This is a genomic window from Pseudomonas sp. NFPP24, from assembly GCF_900112095.1.
Lineage (GTDB): Bacteria > Pseudomonadota > Gammaproteobacteria > Pseudomonadales > Pseudomonadaceae > Aquipseudomonas > Aquipseudomonas extremorientalis.
Genome location: NZ_FOKD01000005.1, coordinates 95304 through 119579, shown reverse-complemented (window position 1 = coordinate 119579; position 24276 = coordinate 95304). Strand labels below are relative to the sequence as shown.

2 protein-coding genes are annotated in these 24276 nt (G+C 65.9%); both read left to right on the top strand.

Annotated features, from left to right (window positions below):
- The first annotated feature begins 112 nt into the window (after positions 1-112).
- Positions 113-12973 (top strand): non-ribosomal peptide synthetase, encoded by a 12861-nt coding sequence (locus BM026_RS12300; protein WP_093528696.1) that lies wholly within the window; start codon positions 113-115, stop codon positions 12971-12973.
- Entirely contained in the window at positions 12970-24276 is an 11307-nt protein-coding gene (locus BM026_RS12295; protein WP_093528692.1) for a non-ribosomal peptide synthetase, read from the top strand. Before BM026_RS12300 ends, BM026_RS12295 begins: the two co-directional genes overlap by 4 nt.

Here is a 24276-nt window from a genome sequence, read left to right as displayed (position 1 = left end):
GCCCCCGGCGGCGCCCGCTTTTTTTAATGGCGGGCGTCCAGCAGACCCGATCCAAGCGGCAGCTGAAAACGGACTTTCTCCTCAACCGTGACTTATCAGGCAGGTTACCCCCATGCAGTTCAGCGAATTATTGGCAGCGATTTCCACCCATGCGATCCGTCTGCAACGGGAAGAAGGCGACCTGGTCATCCTGGGTGACGACGAGGCGCTGGACGATGCGCTGTGGGACCAACTGATCGCCCACAAGCCGCGCCTGCTGGAGCTGGTCGCCGAACATGGCGGTGACTGGCTGAGCCCGGCCTACCGCATCACGCCGGCCATGCTGCCGCTGGTCAGCCTCGACCAGGCGGCCATTGACCGTATCGTCGCTGCCATCCCCGGTGGCGCGGCGAATGTGCAGGACATCTACCCGCTGGCGCCGCTCCAGGAGGGCATGCTTTACCACCATCTGTCGGCGGAACAGGGCGATCCCTACGTGCTGCACGCGCAGTTCGAGTTCGACAGCCACGCACGTTTGCAGGCGTTTGCCGAAGCTTTGCAGTGGGTGATCGATCGCCACGACATCCTGCGCACTTCGATGGTCTGGGAGCGACTTGATGAGCCGTTGCAGGTGGTGTGGCGCAAGGCGACCCTGGCGTGCGAGGCCGTTGGCTTCGAGGCGCGCACCGATCGCATGGACCTGGGCCAGGCACCGCTGTTGCGCCTGGTGTATACCGCAGATCCAGCGGACGGGCGTGTGGCGGCAACGTTGCTGTTTCACCACACCATCCTCGACCACACCGCCCTTGACGTAGTGCGCCACGAGATCCAGCTGTACCTGGCCGGCGAGCAAGCCCAGGCCGGTGAGCCGGTGCCGTTCCGCAGCTATATTGCCCAGGTGCGCCATGGCGTCAGCGAGCAGGCCCATGAGGCGTTTTTCCGCGAGATGCTGGCGGATATCGACGGGCCGACCCTGCCGTTCGGTTTGCAGGATGTGCAGGGCGATGGCCTGGGCATCGACGAGGCACGGGTGCCCGTCGACAGCGCACTGAGCCGCCGTCTGCGCACCCTGGCCCGCCCGCTTGGCGTGAGCGTGGCGAGCATGATGCACCTGGCGCTGGCCCGCGTATTGGGCGTGGTCGCCGGGCGTGACTCAGTGGTGTTCGGCACCGTGATGCTCGGGCGCATGGGGGCGGGCGAGGGCGGTGAACGGGCCTTGGGCATGTTCATCAACACCCTGCCATTGCGCGTGGATGTGGGCGAGCAGGGCGTGCGGGCCGGGGTCAAGGCCACCCACGAGCGCCTCACGGCATTGCTCAGCCACGAACACGCGTCCCTCGCGCTGGCCCAGCGCTGCAGTGGCGTGGCGGCACCGACGCCGTTGTTCAGCGCCATGCTCAACTACCGCCACAGCGCCGCCACGGACATGGCCGAGGTGATCGAGGTGGCCGAGGGCATCCGCGTGCTCAGCGCCGAGGAGCGCACCAACTACCCGCTGACGGTCAACGTCGACGATCTGGGTGAAGATTTCGCGCTGACGGTGATGGTCGATGCCTCCATCGGCGCCGAACGTGTCGCCACCTACCTGCACACCGCCCTGGAAAGCCTGGCCGACGCCCTTGAGCAGCGACCGGATATGCCGCTCAGCGGCCTGAACATCCTGCCTGACGCCGAACGCCATACCCTGCTGCACGGCCTCAACCACAGCGCCACGCATTACGCCGATACCGCGCTGATCCACTCTCAAGTCGAAGCCCACGCCGCCGCCCAGCCTGACGCCATTGCGCTGCGCTTCGACAATCAGCGCATCAGCTACCGCCAACTCAACGAACGTGCCAACCAGGTCGCCCATCGCCTGCTGGCCCAGGGCATCCGCCCGGATGATCGCGTGGCGATCTGCGTGGAGCGCGGCCCGGAGATGATCATCGGCCTGCTGGGCATCCTCAAGGCCGGCGCCGGCTACGTGCCGATCGACCCGGCCTACCCGCAGGAACGCATCGCCTACACCCTGGCCGACAGCGCACCCTTGGCGGTGCTGGTGCAGGCCAATACGCGCCACCTGGGCGGCGACCTGCCGCAGATCGACCTCAACGGCTTGCGCGGCGAATCCATCGTCAACCCCCGCGTCGACCTTAGCCCGGCCCACCTGGCCTATGTGATCTACACCTCCGGCTCCACCGGCCAGCCCAAGGGCGTGATGATCGAACACCGCCAGGTCGCGCGCTTGTTCACCGCTACCGAACACTGGTTCGGCTTCAACCGCAACGACGTCTGGGCCTTGTTCCATTCCTTTGCCTTCGACTTCTCGGTATGGGAAATCTGGGGCGCGCTGATGCACGGCGGCCAGTTGCTGATCGTGCCGCAACTGGTCAGCCGCTCGCCGGACGAGTGCTACACGCTGCTCTGCGAGGCGGGCGTGAGCATCCTCAACCAGACGCCCAGCGCCTTCCGCCAATTGATCGCCGCGCAAGGCCAGAACCCCCGGTCCCATTCCCTGCGCCAGGTGATCTTCGGCGGCGAGGCGCTGGAACCGGGCGTGCTGAAGCCGTGGTACGCCCGGGCGATCAACGCCGGCACGCAACTGGTGAACATGTACGGCATCACCGAAACCACCGTGCACGTGACCTATCGCGCCCTGGAAGCGGCGGATGCGCAGTTGGTCGGCGTCAGCCCGATTGGCGTGCGCATTCCCGATTTGCAGTTGTATGTACTCGACGCGCGCCGCGAGCCGTTGCCGCTGGGCGTAGTCGGCGAGCTGTACGTGGGCGGTGCCGGGGTGGCGCGCGGTTACCTCAACCGTGAGGCGCTCACCGCCGAGCGCTTCCTGGTCGACCCGGCCACCGGCCAGCGCCTGTACAAGACCGGCGACCTTGGCCGCCTGCTGGCCGACGGCAGCGTCGAATACCTGGGCCGCAACGATGACCAGGTGAAGATCCGCGGTTTCCGTATCGAACTGGGCGAGATCGAAGCGCACCTGGCCAGCGCCGACGGCGTGCGTGACGCGGTAGTCATCGCCCGGGAAGACCAGCCGGGCGACAAGCGCCTGGTGGCCTACGTGATAAGCGAGGGCGAGCTGCGTGTGGCCGATCTGCGCGACCATCTGTTGCAGAGCCTGGCCGACTACATGGTGCCCAGTGCCTTTGTGCAACTGGATAAATTGCCGCTCACCACCAACGGTAAGCTCGACCGCAAGGCGCTGCCCGCACCCGATGCCGATGCCCTGGCGCGCCGGGGTTATCAGGCGCCCCAAGGCGCGGTGGAAACGGCCATCGCGGCGATCTGGCAAGACCTGCTCAAGCTTGACCGGGTGGGGCGTGACGACAACTTCTTCGAACTCGGCGGCCACTCCCTGTTGGCGGTCAAGCTGATCGAGCGTATGCGCCAGGTCGATCTCAGCGCCGATGTGCGCGTGCTGTTCGGCCAACCGACGCTGGCGGCGCTGGCCGCCGCAGTGGGGGGGCAGCAAGAGGTGCTGGTACCGGCCAACCGGATCACCACCGCCACCCAGCACATCACCCCGGACATGCTGCCCCTGGTGGAGCTGGACCAGGCCAGCCTCGACCACATTATCCAGGGCGTGCCCGGCGGCATCAGCAATGTGCAGGACATCTACGGCCTGGCGCCGTTGCAGGCCGGCATCCTGTATCACCACCTGGCAACCACCGAGGGCGATCCCTACGTGTTGCAGGTGCAGTTCAGCTTCGACGACCAGGTGGCGGTGGACGCGTTTGTCCATGCGCTGCACAGCGTGATCGAGCGCAATGACATCCTGCGCACCGCGATCCTCTGGGAAGGCCTCAACGAGCCGGTGCAGGTGGTGTTGCGCCAGGCGGCGCTGACCGTGGAACGTATCGACGAACCGCTGGCGCAGTTGCAGCAACGCTTCGACCCGCGTCACTTCCGACTGGACTTGAGCCGTGCGTCGCTGATGCGCTTTGTCTACGCCGAAGAGCAGGGCCGGTTTGTCGGCATCCTGCTGTTGCACCATATCCTGCTCGACCACACGGCCTTGCAAGTGCTGGTGGAAGAAATGAGCGCCAGCCTGGCCGGCAACAGCGCGCAACTGCCCGCCGCCGTGCAGTACCGCAACTACGTGGCCCAGGCGCGGCTTGGGGTCAGCCAGGCCCAGCACGAAGCGTTCTTCAGCGAGATGCTCGGCGATATCGACGAGCCGACCCTGGCCTTCGGCCTGCAGGACGTGAATGGCGATGGCAGCGGCATCATCGAGGCCCACTTGCCCCTGGAGCCGGCACTGAGCCTGGGGCTGCGCGAACAAGCGCGGCAACTGGGCGTGAGCAGCGCGAGCCTGGTGCACCTGGCCTGGGCGCAGGTGCTGGGGCAGGTGTCCGGCCAGCAGTCGGTGGTATTCGGCACCGTGCTGCTGGGGCGCATGCAAGGCGGCGAAGGTGCCGACCGGGCGCTGGGGATGTTCATCAATACCTTGCCGCTGCGGGTCAGCCTCGGTGCCGTGGGTGTGCAAGCCGGCGTGCGCGCCACCCATGCGCGCCTGGCGCAGTTGCTCGGGCATGAACATGCGTCGTTGTCCCTGGCCCAGCGCTGCAGTGGCGTGCCGGGTTCGCTGCCGCTGTTCAGCACCTTGCTCAACTATCGCCACAGTGCGCCGGGGGACGCGCCGGGAGACAACCCGTTCGCGGCCTCCGGCATTCAGATCCTCAGTTCCGAGGAACGCAGCAACTACCCGCTGGTGCTCAACGTCGATGACCTGGGCACAGGCTTTGCCCTGACGGTACAAGGCGTCGCGAGCCTGGATGTGCAGCGCGTGGGGGACTATATGCTCACCGCGCTGCGCCACCTGGTGGCGGCGTTGCAACAGGCACCGACCACGCCGTTGCAGGCCGTGTCGATCCTGCCGGCCGCCGAGCGTCATCAGATACTGGTGGACTTCAACGCCACCGCCCGTGAGTACCCGGCGCACCTGACCGTGCACCAGTTGTTCGAAGCCCAGGCGCTGGCCCGTCCGGAAGCGGTCGCGGCAGTGCAGGGCGCATTGTCCCTGAGTTACCGCGACCTCAACCGGCGTGCCAACCGCCTGGCCCATCACTTGCTCAACCAGGGTGTGCAACCTGGCGAGAGCGTGGCGCTCGCGCTGCCGCGCTCGCTCGACCTGCTGATCTGCCAACTGGCGATCCTCAAGTGCGGTGCGGTGTATGTACCGCTGGACATCAACGCGCCGGTCGAACGCCAGGCATTCATCGTGCAGGACAGCGGCGCGCACCGGGTGCTCACGACCCTGGCCGACTTGAACCTGGACACATTGTCGCCGCGCAACCCTGAGCTGCCGCAGTCTGCCGAAAGCGTCGCCTATATCCTCTACACCTCCGGTTCCACCGGCGCACCCAAAGGCGTGCAAGTGCCGCACCGCGCCATCTCGCGCCTGGTGCTCAATAACGGCTATGCCGATTTCAATGCCCGCGACCGCGTGGCCTTCGCCTCCAACCCGGCATTCGACGCCAGCACCCTCGACGTGTGGGCGCCCCTGCTCAATGGCGGTTGTGTGGTGGTGGTCGAGCATGCGGTGCTGTTGTCCCAGGCCGCGTTCGCCGCGTTGTTGCAGGAGCAATCCGTCAGCGTGCTGTGGATGACCGCCGGGCTGTTCCACCAGTACGCTGACGCGCTGTTGCCGGTATTCGCGCAGTTGCGCTACCTGATCGTCGGCGGCGACGTCCTCGACCCGCAGGTGATCGACCGGGTGCTCAGGCACGGCAAGCCCCGGCACCTGCTCAATGGCTACGGGCCCACCGAAGCCACCACGTTTTCCACCACCCACGAAATCACCCGGGTCGGCGAGGGCGGCATCCCCATCGGGCGCCCGATCGCCAATGCCCAGGCGTACGTGCTGGACCCGCGCCAGCAACCACTGCCGTTGGGTGTGGTCGGCGAGCTGTACATCGGCGGTGCGGGCGTGGCCACGGGGTATTTGAACCAAGCGCAACTCACAGCCGAGAAATTTATCCCGAACCCCTTCGGCGAGGGCCTGTTGTACCGCACCGGTGACCTGGCCTGCTGGCAGGCCGACGGCACCTTGCTGTACCAGGGGCGCAATGACCTGCAGGTGAAGATCCGTGGTTTCCGTATCGAACCCGGCGAGATCGAGACCTGCCTGGCCAGTTTCCCGGGCGTGAAGGACGTGGTGGTGCTGGTCCGCGAAGACCAGCCCGGTGACAAGCGCCTGGTGGCCTACTACACGGCCAGTGTGGCGCTGGAGATTGAAGCCCTGCGCGCTCACCTGCAAGGCCAGTTGCCGGACTACATGGTGCCGTCGGCGTATGTGTGGCTGGAGCTGCTGCCGCTCACCGCCAACGGCAAACTCGACCGCAAGGGCCTGCCGGTGCCGGACCAGAGCGCGCTGCTCAGCCGCGGCTTCGAGGCGCCGGAAGGCGAAGTGGAAACCCAGCTGGCGCAGATCTGGCAGGACGTGCTCAAGCTGGAGCGGGTTGGCCGTCATGATCATTTCTTCGAACTGGGCGGGCATTCGCTGCTGGCGGTCAGCCTGATCGAACGCATGCGCCAGGTCGGCCTGAGCTGCGACGTACGCGTGTTGTTCAGCCAGCCAAGCCTGGCGGCGCTGGCCGCTGCCGTGGGCAGTGGCCGGGAAATCGTGGTGCCGGCCAATGGCATCCCCAAGGATTGCACCCGGATCACGCCGTCGATGCTGACGCTGGTGCAACTCGACCCCGCAGCCATCGAACGTATCGTCGCGAACGTGCCGGGCGGCGCGGCGAATGTGCAGGACATCTACCCGCTGGCGCCGTTGCAGGAAGGCATTCTTTATCACCACATCAGCGCCGAGCAGGGCGACCCGTACCTGCTGCAATCGCGCATGGCGTTCGACAGTCTGGAGCGTTTGCAGGGGTTCATGGGTGCGCTGCAACAGGTGGTGGCCCGCCACGACATCCTGCGTACCGGCGTGGTCTGGGAAGGCCTGGACAGCCCGGTGCAAGTGGTGTGGCGCGAGGCGAAACTGATCGTGCAAGAGGTCGACCTGGACCCGGCCGAAGGCGACATCATCGAGCAGTTGCATGCACGCTTCGATGCCCGTCACTACCGCCTGGACATCACCCAGGCACCGTTGCTGCGCATGGTGTATGCCCAGGATCCGGCGAATCAGCGTGTGGCGGCGATCCTGCTGTTCCATCACCTGGCGCTCGATCACACCGCCATGGAGGTGGTGGGCCAGGAAATGCGTGCGTTCATGTTCAACCAGGCCCAGGACTTGCCCGAGGCGGCGCCGTTTCGCAACTACGTGGCTCAGGCTCGCCTTGGCGTCAGCGTGGAGGAACACGAGGCGTTCTTCCGCGACATGCTCGCCGATGTGGATGAGCCGACCTTGCCGTTCGGCGTGCAGGACGTGCAGGGCGATGGGCGCGATATCGAGGAAGCTGAACAGGCCGTGGATGCCGCGCTGGCCCAACGGGTACGCGAGCAGGCGCGGCAACTGGGCGTCAGCGCCGCGAGCCTGATGCACCTGGCCTGGGCGCAGGTGCTGGGGCTGGTATCCGGGCGTGACGACGTGGTGTTCGGCACCGTGTTGATGGGGCGCATGCAGGCCGGTGATGGCGCGGACCGTGCGCTGGGCATGTTCATCAACACCTTGCCCTTGCGCGTGGACGTGGCAGCCACTGCCGCCGCTGCGGTCAAGGCCACCCACGGGCGCTTGAGTGCCTTGCTCGGCCATGAACACGCGTCCCTCGCGCTGGCCCAGCGTTGCAGCGGCGTGGCAGGTGCATCGCCGCTGTTCAGCGCCTTGCTCAACTACCGTCACAGCAGCCCCGGTGAAATGGCCCGCGACGGCCACGGCATCTGGGGAGGCGTGCAATTGCTCGGCGGCGAAGAACGCAGCAACTACCCGCTGACCTTGAGCGTGGATGACCTGGGTGAAGGCTTTGGTCTCACGGTACTGGCGCTGCCGCAGATCGGCGCCCAGCGCCTGTGTGCCTATATGCATAACGCCGTAGAACAGTTGGTGGCCTGCCTGGAAAACGCACCGAAGACCCTGCTCAACCAGCTGACGATCCTGCCGGCGGCAGAGCGTGAAACCCTGCTGCGTGATTTCAACGCCACGGCCGAGGATTTCCCGCAGGGGCACACCGTCCACGGTGCCTTCGAGGTGCAGGCCGAACGCCAACCCCAGGCTATCGCGGTGATGCAAGACGGTGAGGCGTTGACCTACGAACAGCTCAACCGGCGCGCCAACCAACTGGCCCATTACCTGTTGGCACTCGGTGTACAGCCCGACGACCGAGTAGCCCTGTGCTGTCGTCGCGGCCCGCAGATGCTGGTGGGTTTGCTGGGCATCCTCAAGGCCGGTGCCGGTTACGTGCCCATCGACCCGGCGTATCCCGCCGAGCGCATCGCTTATTTGCTACACGACAGCGCGCCGGTGGCGGTGCTGGCCGAAGCCAGTACCCGCGACCTGTTGGGCAACATCGCCACGGTGGACCTGCACGACCCATGTCTGCAGCAACATGCCGTCAGCAATCCGCAGCTCAGCCTCCTGACCCCTGCGCACCTGGCCTACGTGATCTACACCTCCGGCTCCACTGGCCAGCCCAAGGGCGTGATGGTGGAACACCGCAGCGTGGAAAACCTGGTGCACTGGCACTGCGAGGCCTTTGGCCTGGATGCGACGAGCCACACCAGCAGCGTCGCCGGTTTCGGGTTTGACGCGATGGCCTGGGAAGTCTGGCCGGCGCTGTGTGTGGGCGCTACCTTGCACCTGCCGCCGGCCGATGTCGGCAATGAAAACATCGACGAACTGCTGGCCTGGTGGCTGGCACAACCACTGGACGTCAGCTTCCTGCCGACCCCGGTGGCCGAATACGCTTTCGGCCAGCAGTTGCAACACCCGACCTTGCGCATCCTGCTGATCGGCGGTGATCGCCTGCGCCAGTTCACCCAGGAGCGGCGCTTTGCCGTGATCAATAACTATGGCCCCACCGAAGCCACGGTGGTTGCCACCTCTGGCCGCGTACGCGCCGGGCAGGTGCTGCATATCGGGCGGCCCATCGCCAACGGCCGTGTCTACCTGCTGGACGCGCACTTGCGTGCGGTGCCGGTGGGCGTGGCGGGCGAGTTGTACGTGGGCGGCAGCGGCGTGGCACGGGGTTACCTGAACCGTCCGGACCTGACCGCCGAACGCTTCCTGCAAGACCCGTTCAACGCCGGTCGCATGTACCGCACCGGCGACCTGGCGCGCTGGTTGCCCGATGGCAATATCGAGTACCTGGGCCGTAACGATGACCAGGTCAAGGTGCGTGGCGTGCGGGTTGAGCTGGGGGAGATCGAAAACTGCCTGGCTGCCGTGGAAGGCGTCGGCGAAGCGGTGGTGCTGGTGCGTGAAGGCCGCCTGATCGCCTGGTTCACCGCACGGCAACCGCTGGCTATCGAGACCCTGCGTGCCGACCTGCAAGCCCGGTTGCCCGAGGCCCTGGTGCCGGTCGCCTATGTGCAGGTGCAGGCACTGCCCCTGACCGCCAACGGCAAGCTGGACCGCAAGGCCCTGCCGGAGCCGGATCAGGCCGCGCTGCTGACCCGCGAATACGAAGCCCCCCAGGGCGACGTGGAAACCACTCTGGCGCGCATCTGGTCCGAAGTGCTGCAGGTTGAACGGGTGGGTCGCCATGACCACTTCTTCGAGCTCGGCGGCCATTCATTGTTGGCCGTCAGTCTGATCGAACGCATGCGCCAGGTCGGCCTGAGTGCCGATGTGCGCGTGCTGTTCAGCCAGCCGACCCTGGCCGCTCTGGCCGCCGCTGTCGGCAGCGGTCGCGAAGTGCAGGTGCCGGTTAATCGCATTCCCGCCAACTGCCGGCGCATTACGCCGGACCTGCTGACATTGGTGGAACTCGACCAGGCAACCATCGATCAAGTGGTCGCGCAAGTGCCCGGTGGCGTGGCCAATGTGCAGGACATCTACCCGCTGGCGCCGTTGCAAGAGGGCATCCTCTACCATTACATCACCGCTGAGCAGGGCGACCCGTACCTGCTGCAAACGCACCTGGCGTTCGACAGCCTCGACCGCCTGAATGCCTTTGCCCAGGCGTTGCAGCAGGTGATCGATCGTCACGACATCCTGCGCACCGGTGTGGTCTGGGAGGGGTTGGCGCAACCGCTGCAAGTGGTGTGGCGCACCGCCGAACTGCAGGTGCAGGCGCTGCACCTGCAAGGCGATGTACTGGCCGGCCTGCACCAACGTTTCGATGCACGACGCTATCGCCTGGACATCAGCCAGGCTCCGCTGATCCGCCTGATGTACGCCCAGGATCCCTCCCACCAACGGGTGGTCGCGGTATTGCTGTATCACCATATCGTCCTCGACCACACCGCGTTTGACGTCGTGCTGCGGGAAATGCAGGGCTTCCTGCTCGGCCGGCAAGTGCCCGCGGCTGCACCGATGCCGTACCGCAACTACGTGGCGCAGGCGCGGTTGGGCGTGAGCGAACAGGAGCACGAAGGCTTTTTCCGCGCCATGCTCGGCGATATCGACGAGCCGACATTGCCCTTCGGCTGGCAGGACGTGCGCGGCGACGGCAGCGCCGTCGAGGAACACAGCCTGCGCCTGCACAGCGACCTCAACCGCCGCTTGCGGGCCCAGGCCCGGCTGATGGGGGTGAGCACGGCGAGCCTGTTTCACCTGGCGTGGGGCCAGGTGCTGGCGGCGACATCGGGCCGCCACAGTGTGGTGTTCGGCACCGTATTGGTCGGTCGCCTGCAAGGTGGCGAGGGCGCCGACCGCGCCCTGGGGGTATTTATCAATACCTTGCCGCTGCGTCTGGATATCGACGGTCAAGGCGCACGTGCCGCCGTACGGGCGACCCACGAACGGCTCAGCGCCTTGCTTGGCCATGAACACGCGTCCCTGGCGCTGGCCCAGCGTTGCAGTGGGGTCGCTGCCCCGGCCCCGCTGTTTAGCTCAATGCTCAATTACCGTCATCGTGGCACGGCCACCCGCTCGCAGGAGGCGCAGCAGGCTTGGGAAGGCATGCAGACCCTGGCCAACGACGGACGTACCAACTATCCGTTGACCTTGAACGTGGACGACTTGGGCGACGGTTATGACATCACCGCCCTGGCACGCGCCGATGCGCAACGCGTGTGCGAGTACCTGCACACGGCGTTGTCGGGCCTGGTCGAGGCGTTGGAGCACGCGCCGCAACACGCGCTCGATCGTTTGCCGATCCTGGGCGTCGAAGAGCGCAATAAGCTGCTGGTCGAATTCAACTCAACCGAGGTGCCGTACGATCTCGATCAGACCCTGCAGGCGCTGTTCGAAGCCCAGGTCGAGCGCACGCCGGAGGCGGTGGCAGTGATTGCCGCCGAGCAACGGCTGACCTACCGGGCACTCAACGAACGCGCCAATCGCCTGGCCCATCATCTGCGTGAGCACGGCGTCCAGCCGGATACACGGGTGGGGATCTGCCTCGAGCGTGGCCTGGACATGGTGGTCGGCCTGTTCGCCATTCTCAAGGCCGGCGGCGCCTACGTGCCGCTGGACCCGGCCTACCCCCAGGAGCGCATCGCCTACATGCTGCAGGACAGCGCGCCGGTGGTGGTCCTCGCGCAAGCGACCACCCGTGCGCTGCTGGGCGACGTGCCGGTGATCGAGCTTGATCACGTCACGTGGCAACGCCAGCCCGCGACCAACCTCCAGGTCCCGGGCCTCACCGCTCGCCACGCCGCCTACGTGATCTACACCTCCGGCTCCACCGGCGAGCCCAAGGGGGTGATCAACGAGCACGCCGGGGTGGTCAACCGCTTGCTCTGGATGCAGGACGCCTACGGGCTCAATGCTGAGGATGCAGTGCTGCAGAAAACCCCGTTCAGTTTCGACGTGTCGGTGTGGGAATTCTTCTGGCCGCTGTTCACTGGCGCACGCCTGGTGATGGCGCGCCCGGGCGGGCACAAGGACCCGGCCTATCTGTGCGAAGTGATCGAGGCGCAGCGGATCACCACCTTGCACTTCGTACCATCGATGCTCGACGTATTCCTCGCCCATGGCGATGTGAGCCAGGCCGAAGGGTTAGTGCGTGTGATGTGCAGCGGCGAAGCCCTGCCGGGCAGCCTGGTGCGGCGCTTCAAGCAGCAATTGCCGGGCATCGGCCTGTACAACCTGTATGGCCCTACCGAAGCGGCGGTGGACGTGACCGCCTGGAACTGTGCGCGGCCCGAGGTGCCGGACAACACACCGATTGGCAAACCCATCGCCAATACCCGCATGTACGTGCTGGATGCACAGTTGCAACCGGTGCCATTGGGCGTGGTGGGCGAGTTGTTCATCGGCGGGGTGCAAGTGGCGCGGGGTTACTTGAACCGTGCGCAACTGACGGCCGAGCGCTTCCTCGAAGACCCGTTCACCGGCGGGCGCATGTATCGCACAGGGGATGTGGGTCGTTACCTGCCCGATGGCAATATCGAGTACCTGGGGCGTAACGACGACCAGGTAAAAATCCGTGGCCTGCGTATCGAATTGGGGGAAATCCAGGCGCGATTGACCGAGCACACATCAGTCAAGGACGCCGTGGTGGTGGCCCGCGACGAGCGCCTGGTCGCCTACTACACCGGAGAACATGCGCCCGTCGAAAGCCTGCGTGCCCAACTGCTACTGCACCTGCCGGACTTTATGGTGCCCGCGCTGTTCGTGCACCTCGACGCGTTGCCCTTGAGCCCCAACGGCAAACTCGATCGCAAGGCCCTGCCGGCACCGGGCATGGAAGCACGGCTGGTACGCGCGTTCGAAGCCCCCGAAGGGGAGACCGAAATCCTGCTGGCCCGGCTCTGGGCAGAACTGCTCAACGTGGAGCGGGTAGGGCGCCACGACAATTTCTTTGAACTGGGCGGGCACTCGCTGCTCGCCGTCAGCCTCATCGGGCGCTTGCGCCAGGAAGGCATGGAAGCCGACGTGCGCGCGTTGTTCGAACAGCCGACCCTGGCTGGCTACGCCGCATTGACTGAACGAATGGAGATCGTCCTGTGAGCATCAACCAACTGCTGGCGACGCTGAAGACCAAGGACATCCAACTGGCGCTCAAGGGCGAACAGCTATCGGTCCAGGGCAACAAGCAAGCCTTGAGCGACCCGGCGATCCTCGCCGCCCTGCGCGAGCACAAACCGGCGTTGATCGAGCTGATCAAGGCCGGTGAATACTCGGCGACGAAGGCGGGCGTAGTCGACGTACCCGCCAATGGCATACCGGCGGACGCCGAGCGCATCCTGCCGTCGATGTTGACGTTGTCGACGCTGAGCCAGGACGAGGTCGACCGCATCGTCGCCAGCGTCGATGGCGGCGTGGCGAATATCCAGGATATCTACCCGCTGGCGCCCTTGCAGGAAGGCATTCTGTTCCACCACGTCAGTGCCGAGCGGGGCGACCCGTACGTGATGCAATCGCAGTTTTCCTTCGACAGCCTGGAGCGGTTCGAGGCGTTTGCCCAGGCGCTGCAAGCGGTGATGGACCGCCACGACATCCTGCGCACAGGAGTGGTCTGGGAGGGTGTGCAGCAACCGTCGCAAGTGGTGTGGCGCCGCGCGCGCCTGCCGGTGCAGGCCTTGGCGCTGGACCCGGCCGACGGCGACATCGCCACGCAACTGCGCGCGCTATTTGATGCCCGCCACTATCGCCTCGACGTGTCCCAGGCGCCGTTGCTGCGTCTGGTGCGGGCCGAGGACGTGGCCAATCAACGTATCGTTGCCAGCCTGCTGTTCCACCATATGGCCCTTGATCACAGTGCCCTGGAAGTCGTGTGCCACGAGCTGCAGGCCTGCCTGTTGGGGCAGGGCGCGACGTTGGGCCAGGCCGTGCCGTTTCGCAACTACGTGGCTCAGGCGCGGTTGGGGATCAGCGAGCAGGCGCACGAACACTTCTTCCGCCAGATGCTTGGCGACATCAGCGAACCCACCTTGCCGTTTGGCTTGAGCGATGTGCAGGGCGATGCGCGGGGGATTACCGAGGTACACCTGGCGCTGCCGGCGGCGTTGTCGCAACGGTTGCGAGCACAGGCACGGCAACTGGGGGTCAGCGCAGCCAGCCTGTTTCATCTGGGGTGGGCGCAGGTGCTGGGGGTGTTGGCCGGCAAGGAACAGGTGGTGTTCGGCACGGTATTGATGGGCCGCATGCAGGGCAGTCATGACACAGACCGGGCGCTGGGTATCTTCATCAACACCTTGCCGTTTCGCGTGGACGTGGGCCGCGAGGACGTGCGCACCGGGGTCAAGGCGACTCATGCGCGGCTGACGACGTTGCTGCGGCATGAGCACGCACCGTTGGCGCTGGCCCAGCGGTGCAGCGGCGTGGTGGCGCCGACGCCGTTGTTCAGCGCCTTGCTCAATTATCGCCACAGTGCCTCGGCGGCCAGTGACGAAGCGATCTCCGCCTGGCAGGGCATCGCTGCGCTGAGCGCCGAGGAACGTACCAATTACCCCTTGACCCTGAGTGTCGACGACTTCGGCGATGACTTTGCCCTGAGTCTGCTGGCCAGCACCTTGGTGGATCCGCAGCGCGTCTGTGCCTACGTGCAGACCGCCTTGGAAAACCTGCTGACTGCGCTCGAACAGGCGCCAGACACTGCGCTCAACCAGGTGTCAGTGCTTCCGTTCGCCGAGCAGCAGTGGTTGTTGGAACACTTCAACTCCACCCACACGGATTTCCCCCAAGGCACCACGCTGCACGGGCGCATCGAAGCCCAGGCCGCGCTGAGCCCCGACTCCATTGCCGCCGTGCATCAGGGTCGCCAGCTCACCTATGCCGAACTCAACCAGCAAGCCAACCTGCTGGCCCATCATCTGCTGGCGCTGGGGGTCAGGCCTGACGACCGCGTCGCCATCGTCGCCCGTCGCGGGCTGGATACCCTGGCCGGCCTGCTGGCGATTCTCAAGGCCGGCGCCTGCTATGTACCGGTGGACCCATCGCACCCGGCTGAGCGCCTCAACTACCTGCTCAGCGACAGCGCCCCGGTGGCGGTGTTGACCCAGCACGCCTTGCTCGAGCGCCTGCCGGCCCTTGACGTGCCGGTGATCAACCTCGACCGCTACACCTGGCAGCACCATTCGGCGAGCAACCCGAAGGTTGCGGTCACGCCGTCCAACCTCGCCTATGTGATCTACACCTCCGGCTCCACCGGTCTGCCCAAGGGCGTGATGGTGGAGCACCACACCGTCGCCAATCTGGTTGACTGGCATTGCCATGCCTTTGACCTGTGCGCCGGGCGCCACACCGCCAGCGTCGCCGGGTTCGGCTTTGACGCGATGGCCTGGGAAGTCTGGCCGGCGCTGTGCGTGGGCGCGACCCTGCACCTGCCACCGGCCCATGACGGCACCGAGGATGTCGACGCACTGCTGGCCTGGTGGTGCGCGCAGCCGTTGGACGTATGCTTCCTGCCCACGCCGGTGGCCGAGTACGCATTCAGCCAGCAGCTCGAACACCCGACGCTGCGCACGCTGCTGATCGGTGGTGATCGCTTGCGCCAGTTCGGTCGCGCCCAACGTTTCGACCTGATCAACAACTACGGGCCGACCGAAGCCACGGTGGTCGCCACCTCCGGCAAGGTCGAGGCCGGCCAGCCGTTGCACATCGGCAAACCCATCGCCAATGCCACGGTGTACCTGCTGGATGAGCAGCAGCGGCCGGTACCGCTGGGGGTGGCGGGGGAGTTGTATGTGGGCGGTAAAGGCGTGGCGCGGGGTTATCTCAACCGTGCGGAGTTGACGGCCGAACGTTTCCTGCAGGACCCATTCAACGCCGGGCGCATGTACCGTACCGGCGATCTGGCACGCTGGCTGCCGGACGGCACTATCGAGTACCTGGGGCGCAATGACGACCAGGTGAAGATCCGTGGCATGCGCATCGAACTGGGCGAAATCGAAGCCCAACTCAACCAGTTGGCGGGTATCCAGGAAGCCGTGGTGCTGGTGCGTGAAGAGCGGCTGGTGGCGTATTTCACCGAAAACCGCCAGCTCGACCCGCTGGTGGTAGCCGAACTCCGCGCCCACCTGGTGGCGCACCTGCCGGACTACATGGTGCCGGTCGCCTATGTGAAGCTGGACGCGTTGCCCCTGACCGCCAACGGCAAGCTCGACCGCAAGGCCCTGCCGGCGCCGGACATGGCCGCAGTGTTTACCCGCGAGTACGTGGCTCCCGAAGGTGAAATCGAAACCGTACTGGCGCAGATCTGGGCCGATGTGCTGCAGGTGGAGCGCGTCGGGCGTCGCGATCATTTCTTCGAACTGGGCGGGCATTCCTTGCTGGCGATGCGCATGGTCTCGCAGATCCGCCAGCGCCTGGGTGTGGAGTTGCTGCTCGGCGATTTGTTTGCCAATGCCGAGTTGGCGGTGGTGGCCGAGGTGCTGGCCCAGTCCGGTCGCAGCACCTTGCCAGCTATCCTCCCGGCCAATCGTGATGAGCCCACGCCGCTGTCCTTCGCCCAGCAGCGCCTGTGGTTCCTGGCGCTGATGGAAGGCGCCAACACCGCCTACAACATTCCCATCGGGCTGCGTCTGCGTGGGCAGTTGCATGTGGAGGCGCTGCAACGGGCGCTGGCGCGCATCGTCGCACGCCACGAAACCCTGCGCAGCCGCTTTGCCCAGCGCGGCGACGAGGCCCAGGTGGTGATCGTGCCCGCCGAAGACGTGTTGCCCCTGCAAGTGCAGGACCTGCGCCGCCACCCGCAACCACAGCAGGCGCTGGACGCGTTGATCCATGGCGAGGCCTCGGCGCCGTTCGACCTGGAGCGCGGCCCGCTGCTGCGCGGGCGTCTGGTGGTAATGGCCGACGATCACCATGTGCTGTTGCTGACGCTGCACCATATCGTGTCCGATGGCTGGTCCATGGGCGTGCTCACCCGCGAACTGATGGCGCTGTACCAGGCCTTCAGCCACGGCCAGCCCGACCCCTTGCCGGCGCTGCCGATCCAGTACGGCGACTTCGCGGTATGGCAGCGTCTGTGGCTCAGCGGTGAAGTGCTGCAGCGCCAGAGCACCTTTTGGCAACAGGCGCTGGCCGGTGCGCCGGCCTTGCTCACGCTGCCCACCGACCGCCCGCGCCCCGCGCAGCAGGACTACGCCGGCAGTAGCGTCGAGGTGCGCCTGGACGAACGCCTCACCGCCGGGCTCAAGGCCTTGAGCCAACGCCACGGCACCACGCTGTACATGACCTTGATGAGCGCCTGGGCCTCACTGCTGGCACGGCTCTCCGGGCAGCACGATGTGGTGATCGGCTCACCCGTGGCCAACCGCACGCGCAGCGAAGTGGAAGGACTGATCGGCCTGTTTGTGAACACCCTGGCGGTGCGCATCGACACCTCGGGCGAGCTGAGCACCGAAGCGCTGTTGGCGCGGGTCAAGGCCCAGGCCCTGGAAGCCCAGGCCCACCAGGACCTGCCGTTCGAACAAGTGGTAGAGATCACCCGGCCACCGCGCAGCCTGGCCCACAGCCCGCTGTTCCAGACCCTGCTGACCTGGCAGGACAGCAGTGCGCCGACCCTGGCCCTGGGCGACCTGGCCTTGGAAGGCATCGTCGAGGACAGTCACTTCGCCAAGTTCGACCTGTCCCTGGACCTGTCGGAAGTGCAGGGCACCCTCATCGGCGCGCTGGAATACGCAGTGGCGCTGTTCGACGCATCGACGGTGCAGCGTTACGTCGGCTACTTCACCCGCGTGTTGCAGGCCATGGTGGATAACGACCAGGCGGTGCTGGAACAGGTGCCGCTGGTGGATGAGCGTGAGCGCCAGCACCTGCTGTTTGATTTCAACGCCACCGAAGTCGCTTATGACCTCGAGCAGACCTTGCATGGCCTGTTCGAAGCGCAGGCGACGCGGACGCCGGACGCCATTGCCGTCAAAGCCGATGACGGCGTGTTGACCTATGCCGAGCTGAATGCGCGGGCCAATCAACTGTCCCGCCACCTGCTGGAATTGGGTGTGCAGCCGGATTCACGGGTGGCGATCTGCGTGGAGCGCGGCCTGGACATGGTCATCGGCCTGTACGCGATCCTCAAGGCCGGTGCCGCCTATGTGCCGCTGGACCCGGCGTATCCGCTGGAGCGCATTGCCTACATGCTGGAGGACAGCGCACCGGTGGCGGTGCTGGCCCAGGGGGCGACGCGGGCATTGCTGGGGGATGTGCCGGTGGTCGATCTCGACCAACCGAGCTGGCAGCACCAGCCTGTCAGCAACCCTCACGTGCCAGCCGTCAGTGCCTACGTGATCTACACCTCCGGCTCCACCGGCCAGCCCAAGGGCGTGATCAACGACCACTCCGGCGTGGTCAACCGCCTGCTGTGGATGCAGGACGCCTATGGCCTGCAAGCCCATGACCGGGTGCTGCAAAAAACGCCGTTCAGCTTCGACGTGTCGGTGTGGGAGTTCTTCTGGCCGCTGTTCACCGGCGCCTGCCTGGTGATGGCGCGCCCGGGCGGGCACAAAGACCCGGCGTACCTGTGCGAGGTGATTGCCGCCGAGCAGATCACCACGCTGCACTTCGTGCCGTCGATGCTGGATGTGTTCCTGGCCCATGGCGATGTGAGCCAGGCCGAAGGGTTAGTGCGTGTGATGTGCAGCGGCGAAGCCCTGCCGGGCAGCCTGGTGCGGCGCTTCAAGCAGCAATTGCCAGGTAGCCAATTGCATAACCTGTACGGCCCGACCGAAGCCGCTGTCGATGTGACCGCATGGAACTGCGCCGGGCCGGTGACGCCGGACAACACGCCGATCGGCAAACCGATCGCCAACACCCGCATGTACGTGCTCGACGCACAGATGCAGCCCGTGCCATTGGGCGTGGTCGGCGAGCTGTTCATCGGTGGCGTGCAAGTGGCGCGCGGCTACCTGAACCGGCCGGAACTGACCGCCGAACGCTTCCTCAAGGACCCGTTCACCGATGGGCGCCTGTACCGCACCGGCGACGTTGGTCGCTACCTGGCGGACGGGACGATCGAGTACCTGGGGCGCAACGACGATCAGGTGAAGATCCGTGGCCTGCGCATCGAACTGGGGGAAATCCAGGCGCGCCTCACCGACCACCCGCAGGTCAATGAAGCCGCGGTGATCGCCCGCGACAATCGCCTGATTGCCTACTACACCGGTGTGTCCAGCGAGATCGACGCCTTGCGCACGCATCTTTTGCAGCATCTGCCGGAATTCATGGTGCCGTCGATTTTCGTGCACCTGGATAACTTGCCCTTGAGCCCCAACGGCAAGCTTGACCGCAAGGCACTGCCCGCGCCGGGCCTGGACTCGGTGGTGGTGCGCGAGTACGAAGCGCCCCAGGGCGACACGGAGATCGCCCTGGCCAGCCTGTGGGCCGAGCTGCTCAACGTGGAGCGCGTGGGCCGTCACGACAACTTCTTCGAGCTGGGCGGCCACTCGTTGCTTGCGGTGGGCCTGATGGGGCGCATGCGCGGCCTCGGGTTGTCGGCGGATGTGAAAGTGCTGTTTGGCCAGCCGACTTTGTCGGCCCTGGCGGCGGCCTTGGGCGCAGGGCGTGAAGTGGCGGTGCCGGTCAATGGCATTACGGCCGATTGCACGGCGATCACCCCGGACATGTTGCCGCTGATCCAACTGGATCAGCCGGCCATCGAGCGTATCGTCGCCTGTATCCCCGGCGGCGCGGCGAATGTGCAGGACATCTACCCGCTGGCGCCGTTGCAGGCCGGCATGCTCTATCACCATCGCGCCGCGCAGGGCGGTGACGACTATGTGCTACGGGCGCAGTTTGCATTCGACAGCGCCCGGCGACTGGAGGCATTTGCCCTGGCCTTGCAGGCGGTGATCCAGCGTCACGACATCCTGCGTTCGTCGTTCCATTGGGACGGCCTGGAAGAACCGGTTCAGGTGGTGTGGCGCGAGGCTTCGCTGCGGGTCGAACACGGGCCGGTGCCGGAGCGTCTGGACCTGTCCCAGGCACCGCTGATGCGCCTGGTGGTGTGTGACGGCAGTGCCATCTTGCTGTTCCACCACCTGGTGATGGACCACATCGCCCTGGAGATTTTGCAGCACGAAATGCAGGCGTTTCTCTCGGGCACGCCACACACCCTGGGCGCGCCGGTGCCGTATCGCAACTATGTGGCCCAGACCCGCTTTGGGGTTGACGATCACGAGGCATTCTTCCGTGAGATGCTGGGCGAGATCGACGAGCCGACCCGCCTGGAAACCCTTGGCGGCAATGAGCAGGTTCACTGCCCCCTTGACCTGGAGCTGAGCCAACGCCTGCGCACCCAGGCCCGGCAATCCGGGGTGAGCGCCGCCAGCCTGATGCACCTGGCCTGGGCGCAGGTGCTGGGCAAGGTCTCGGGTCGGGAGCAAGTGGTGTTCGGCAGCGTGATGCTTGGCCGGCTGCAAGGCGGCGAAGGGGCCGAGCGGGCCATGGGCGTGTTCATCAACACCCTGCCGCTGCGGGTCGACCTGGGTCGGCACAGCGTGCGCGACGCGTTGCGCGCCACCCACGCACGCCTCACTCAATTGCTCAGCCATGAGCAGGCGCCGTTGGCCTTGGCCCAGCGCTGCAGTGGCGTGCCGGTGACCACGCCGCTGTTCGATACGCTGTTCAACTATCGCCACAGTGCGCCGCAGGTGGCGAGCGAGGCCTGGCAGGGCATCCGGTTGCTCAAGGCCGAGGAACACAGCAACTATGGCCTGTCGGTGAGCGTGGATGACCTGGGCGCGGGTTTCTCCTTGAAAGTCGTGGGGCAGGGCGCCCGTCGCGTGTGCGACTACCTGCACATCGCGGTGGAGCAACTGGTACAGGCGTTGGAACAGGGCGGTACGCTTGCCATCGCCTATGTGCCGATCCTGCCCGCCGCCGAACGCCAGCAATTGCTGGACCTGAACGCCACCACCCGGGCATTCCCGCGTGAACATACGGTGCAACGCCTGTTCGAAGCCCAGGCCCATGCACGGCCGGCTGCGCTGGCGGCGCTGCAGGGCGAGCAGTCACTCAGTTATGGCGAGCTGAACAGCCGCGCCAATCGCCTGGCCCATCATTTGCTGGGCCTTGGAGTACGCCCCGGCGATCACGTGGCGATCCTGTTGCCGCGTTCGCTGGACCTGCTGGTCAGCCAGTTGGCCGTGCTCAAGTGCGCCGCCGCCTATGTGCCGCTGGACATCAACGCCCCGGCGGAGCGCCAGGCGTTCATGGTGCAGGACAGCGGCGCGGCCTGGTTGTTGACCGGCAGCGAGCGTGCCGTCGACTACGCCGTGCAACGCCTGGACCTCGACACCCTGGCCCTCGATCCGCAACCGAGCCACAACCCGGACCTGTCGCAGTCCTCGGACAGCGTGGCGTACATCATGTACACCTCAGGCTCCACCGGCACGCCCAAAGGCGTGTTGGTGCCCCATCGCGGCATCACGCGCCTGGTGCTGAATAACGGCTACGCCGACTTCAACGCCAGTGACCGCGTCGCCTTCGCCTCCAACCCGGCGTTTGACGCCAGTACCATGGACGTGTGGGGGCCGTTGCTCAATGGCGGCCAGGTGCAGGTGATCGACCACGCCACCTTGCTCGATCCCGCTGCGTTTGGCCTGGCGTTGGCGGATGCGACGGTATTGTTCGTCACCACGGCGTTGTTCAACCAGTACGTGCAGCTGATTCCCCAGGCCCTGGCGGGCCTGCGCATCCTGCTGTGCGGTGGTGAACGGGCCGACCCGGCGGCGTTCCGCAGTCTGTTGGCCCAGGCACCGGCATTGCGCCTGGTGCATTGCTACGGGCCGACCGAAACCACCACCTACGCCACCACCTACGAAGTGCGGTCGCTGGCCGAAACGGCCGACAGCGTTCCCATCGGCCGGCCGATCTCCAATACGCAGGTGCATGTGCTGGATGCGCAGTTGCAACCGGTGCCCGTGGGCGTGACCGGTGAAATCTGCATCGGTGGGGATGGCGTGGCCAAGGGGTATCTGAACCGTCCTGAACTGACCGCTGAAAAGTTTGTGCAGGACCCGTTTATCCCAGACGCCTTGATGTACCGCACCGGCGACCTTGGCCGCTGGACGGCGCAGGGTTTGCTGGAGTGCATCGGGCGCAATGACGACCAGGTGAAGATCCGTGGTTTCCGTATCGAACTGGGTGAGATCGAAGCGCGCCTGGCCAACGTTGCGGGTATCCAGGATGTGGTGGTGCTGGCCCGCGAGGACGCCCCAGGGGACAAGCGCCTGGTGGCGTATTTCACCTGGGGCGACACGCCTGTCGGCATCGACAGCGTGCGGGCTTGCCTGCAAGACCAGTTGCCGGACTACATGCTGCCGTCGGCCTTTGTGCCGCTGGAGTCCCTGCCGTTGACAGCCAATGGCAAGATCGACCGCAAAGCCTTGCCGGTGCCCGCCCTGGAAGCTTTGCACCGCCGCGAGTTTGAAGCACCGGTGGATGCGTTGGAGCAGACCCTGGCAGCGCTGTGGGCAGAGGTATTGAAGCTGGAACAGGTCGGGCGTCACGACAGCTTTTTCGAACTGGGCGGGCATTCACTGCTGGCGATCCGGTTGGTCAACCTGATGGAGGAAGCGGGTTTGTCCGTGTCCCTGGCGGAGTTGTTCCAGCATGCCAGCGTGGCCTCCGTCGCCGCGATGCTGCGTCAGCGCACTGATGAGCCGGTGCGCGATCCTGCGGTGATCACGGTGCGCAGCAGTGGTTCGCAGGCGCCGTTGTTCCTTGTGCATGAATTCAGTGGCATGGATGTGTATTTCCCGGCGCTGGGCCAGCATCTGCCCGGCGACTACCCGATTTACGGCCTGCCGGGCCTGGCGCTCGGCGAGCCGCACCTGGACACCATGGAAGGCCTGGCGGCGCGCCTGGTCGGGTTGATTCGGGGTATTCAACCCCATGGGCCTTACCGGGTCGCCGGCTGGTCGTTTGGCGGGGTGCTGGCCTATGAAGTGGCGATGCAACTAGTGGGGCTGGATGAACCGGTGGCATTCCTCGGTTTGATCGACAGCTACGTGCCGCGTATGACCGACCAGGGCAAGGCGCGCTGGAGTGGGCCGGACGCGCTCAAGCGGCATTTGTTGTTGCAGTGCACGGCGTATTGGAAAGCACAGGGAGGTGTGGATGAACTGGCGAACGTTGGGCAGTTGGCGTCGCAGATTGAACAGCTGGACTTTGCGGGCCTGCTGCAACGCTGTCGCGATCAAGGTCTGCTATACGCGCAAATGGCGGCGGCTGCGGACGCGGACCTCTTGAGCTTTATCGAACGGGAAGTGGGGCACGGGCATGCGCTGGCGCACTACAGCCTGTTCCCGTTGCCCGTGGCGGTGCACCTGTTCAGCGCGGATGAGCGGCCGACCGAGTTGTCGCGGCGCAGTGAGTCCCTGGGGTGGCATGAGGTATTGGCGCCAGGCCAGTTGCGCCAGGTACAGGTGCCGGGGGATCACCAGAGCATGATGCAAACGCCGCATATCCAGGCACTGGGGCGAGCGATGAGCGAGGTGCTGGCGGCCTGTTTGCCGCAGGCCCAGGCGCCGCATCAGCCGTTGTTGCGCATTCAGAGTGGCCGGGCGGGGTATGCGCCGGTGTTCTGCGTACCGGGGGCAGGAGACAGTGTCACCGGGTTCGTCGGCTTGGGCGAGGCACTGGGGCGTGACTGGCCTTTGTTTGGCTTGCAGCCGCGTGGGCTGGACGGCGAAGCGGTGCCCCATAGCCAGGTGGAAGCGGCGGCGGCTTGTTACTTGATGGCCTTGGAGCAGGAATGTCCGCACGGGCCGGTGCATCTGGTGGGGCATTCGTTCGGGGGCTGGGTCGCGCTGGAGATGGCGCTGCGGTTGCAGGCGGCCGGGCGGGAGGTGGCGTCATTGACGGTGATCGACAGTGAGGCACCTGGGGGGACCGCGAAGGTGTACACCACGACGGCGGCGTTGCTGCGGTTGATCGAGGCGATGCAGTTGTCGGCGGGCAGGTCGCTGGGAATTGATCCTGGAGATTTTGCCGCGTGTGATGAGGAGGCGCAGCGGCAGCGGTTACATGCCGGCATGGTCGGGGTGGGATTGTTGCCGGGGCGTTCTGCGGTGGATGCGATGGAGGGGCCGGCGCGCACTTATGCGGCGGCGTTGCGTACGGCGTATCGGCCTGGTGCGCGGTTCAAGGGCGTGGTGCGGTTGGTGTTGGCTGAGGATCCGGCGCTGGATGCGGCGGGGAATCAGCGGGAGCAGGGGATGATGGTCGAGGGGTGGCGGCGACAGGGGAGTGGGTTGCAGGTTTGGTATGGCGGGGGGAATCACTTTACGTTGCTCAAGGCGCCGAATGTGGCGGGGTTGGCACGGTGGTGGCTGGGGGGCGTGGTGGTTGGGGAGGTGGTTTCGTGA

Bases quoted from the DNA above. Each gene is read 5' to 3' on its own strand.
- BM026_RS12300 (WP_093528696.1), top strand. From the start codon at position 113: ATGCAGTTCAGCGAATTATTGGCAGCGATTTCCACCCATGCGATCCGT.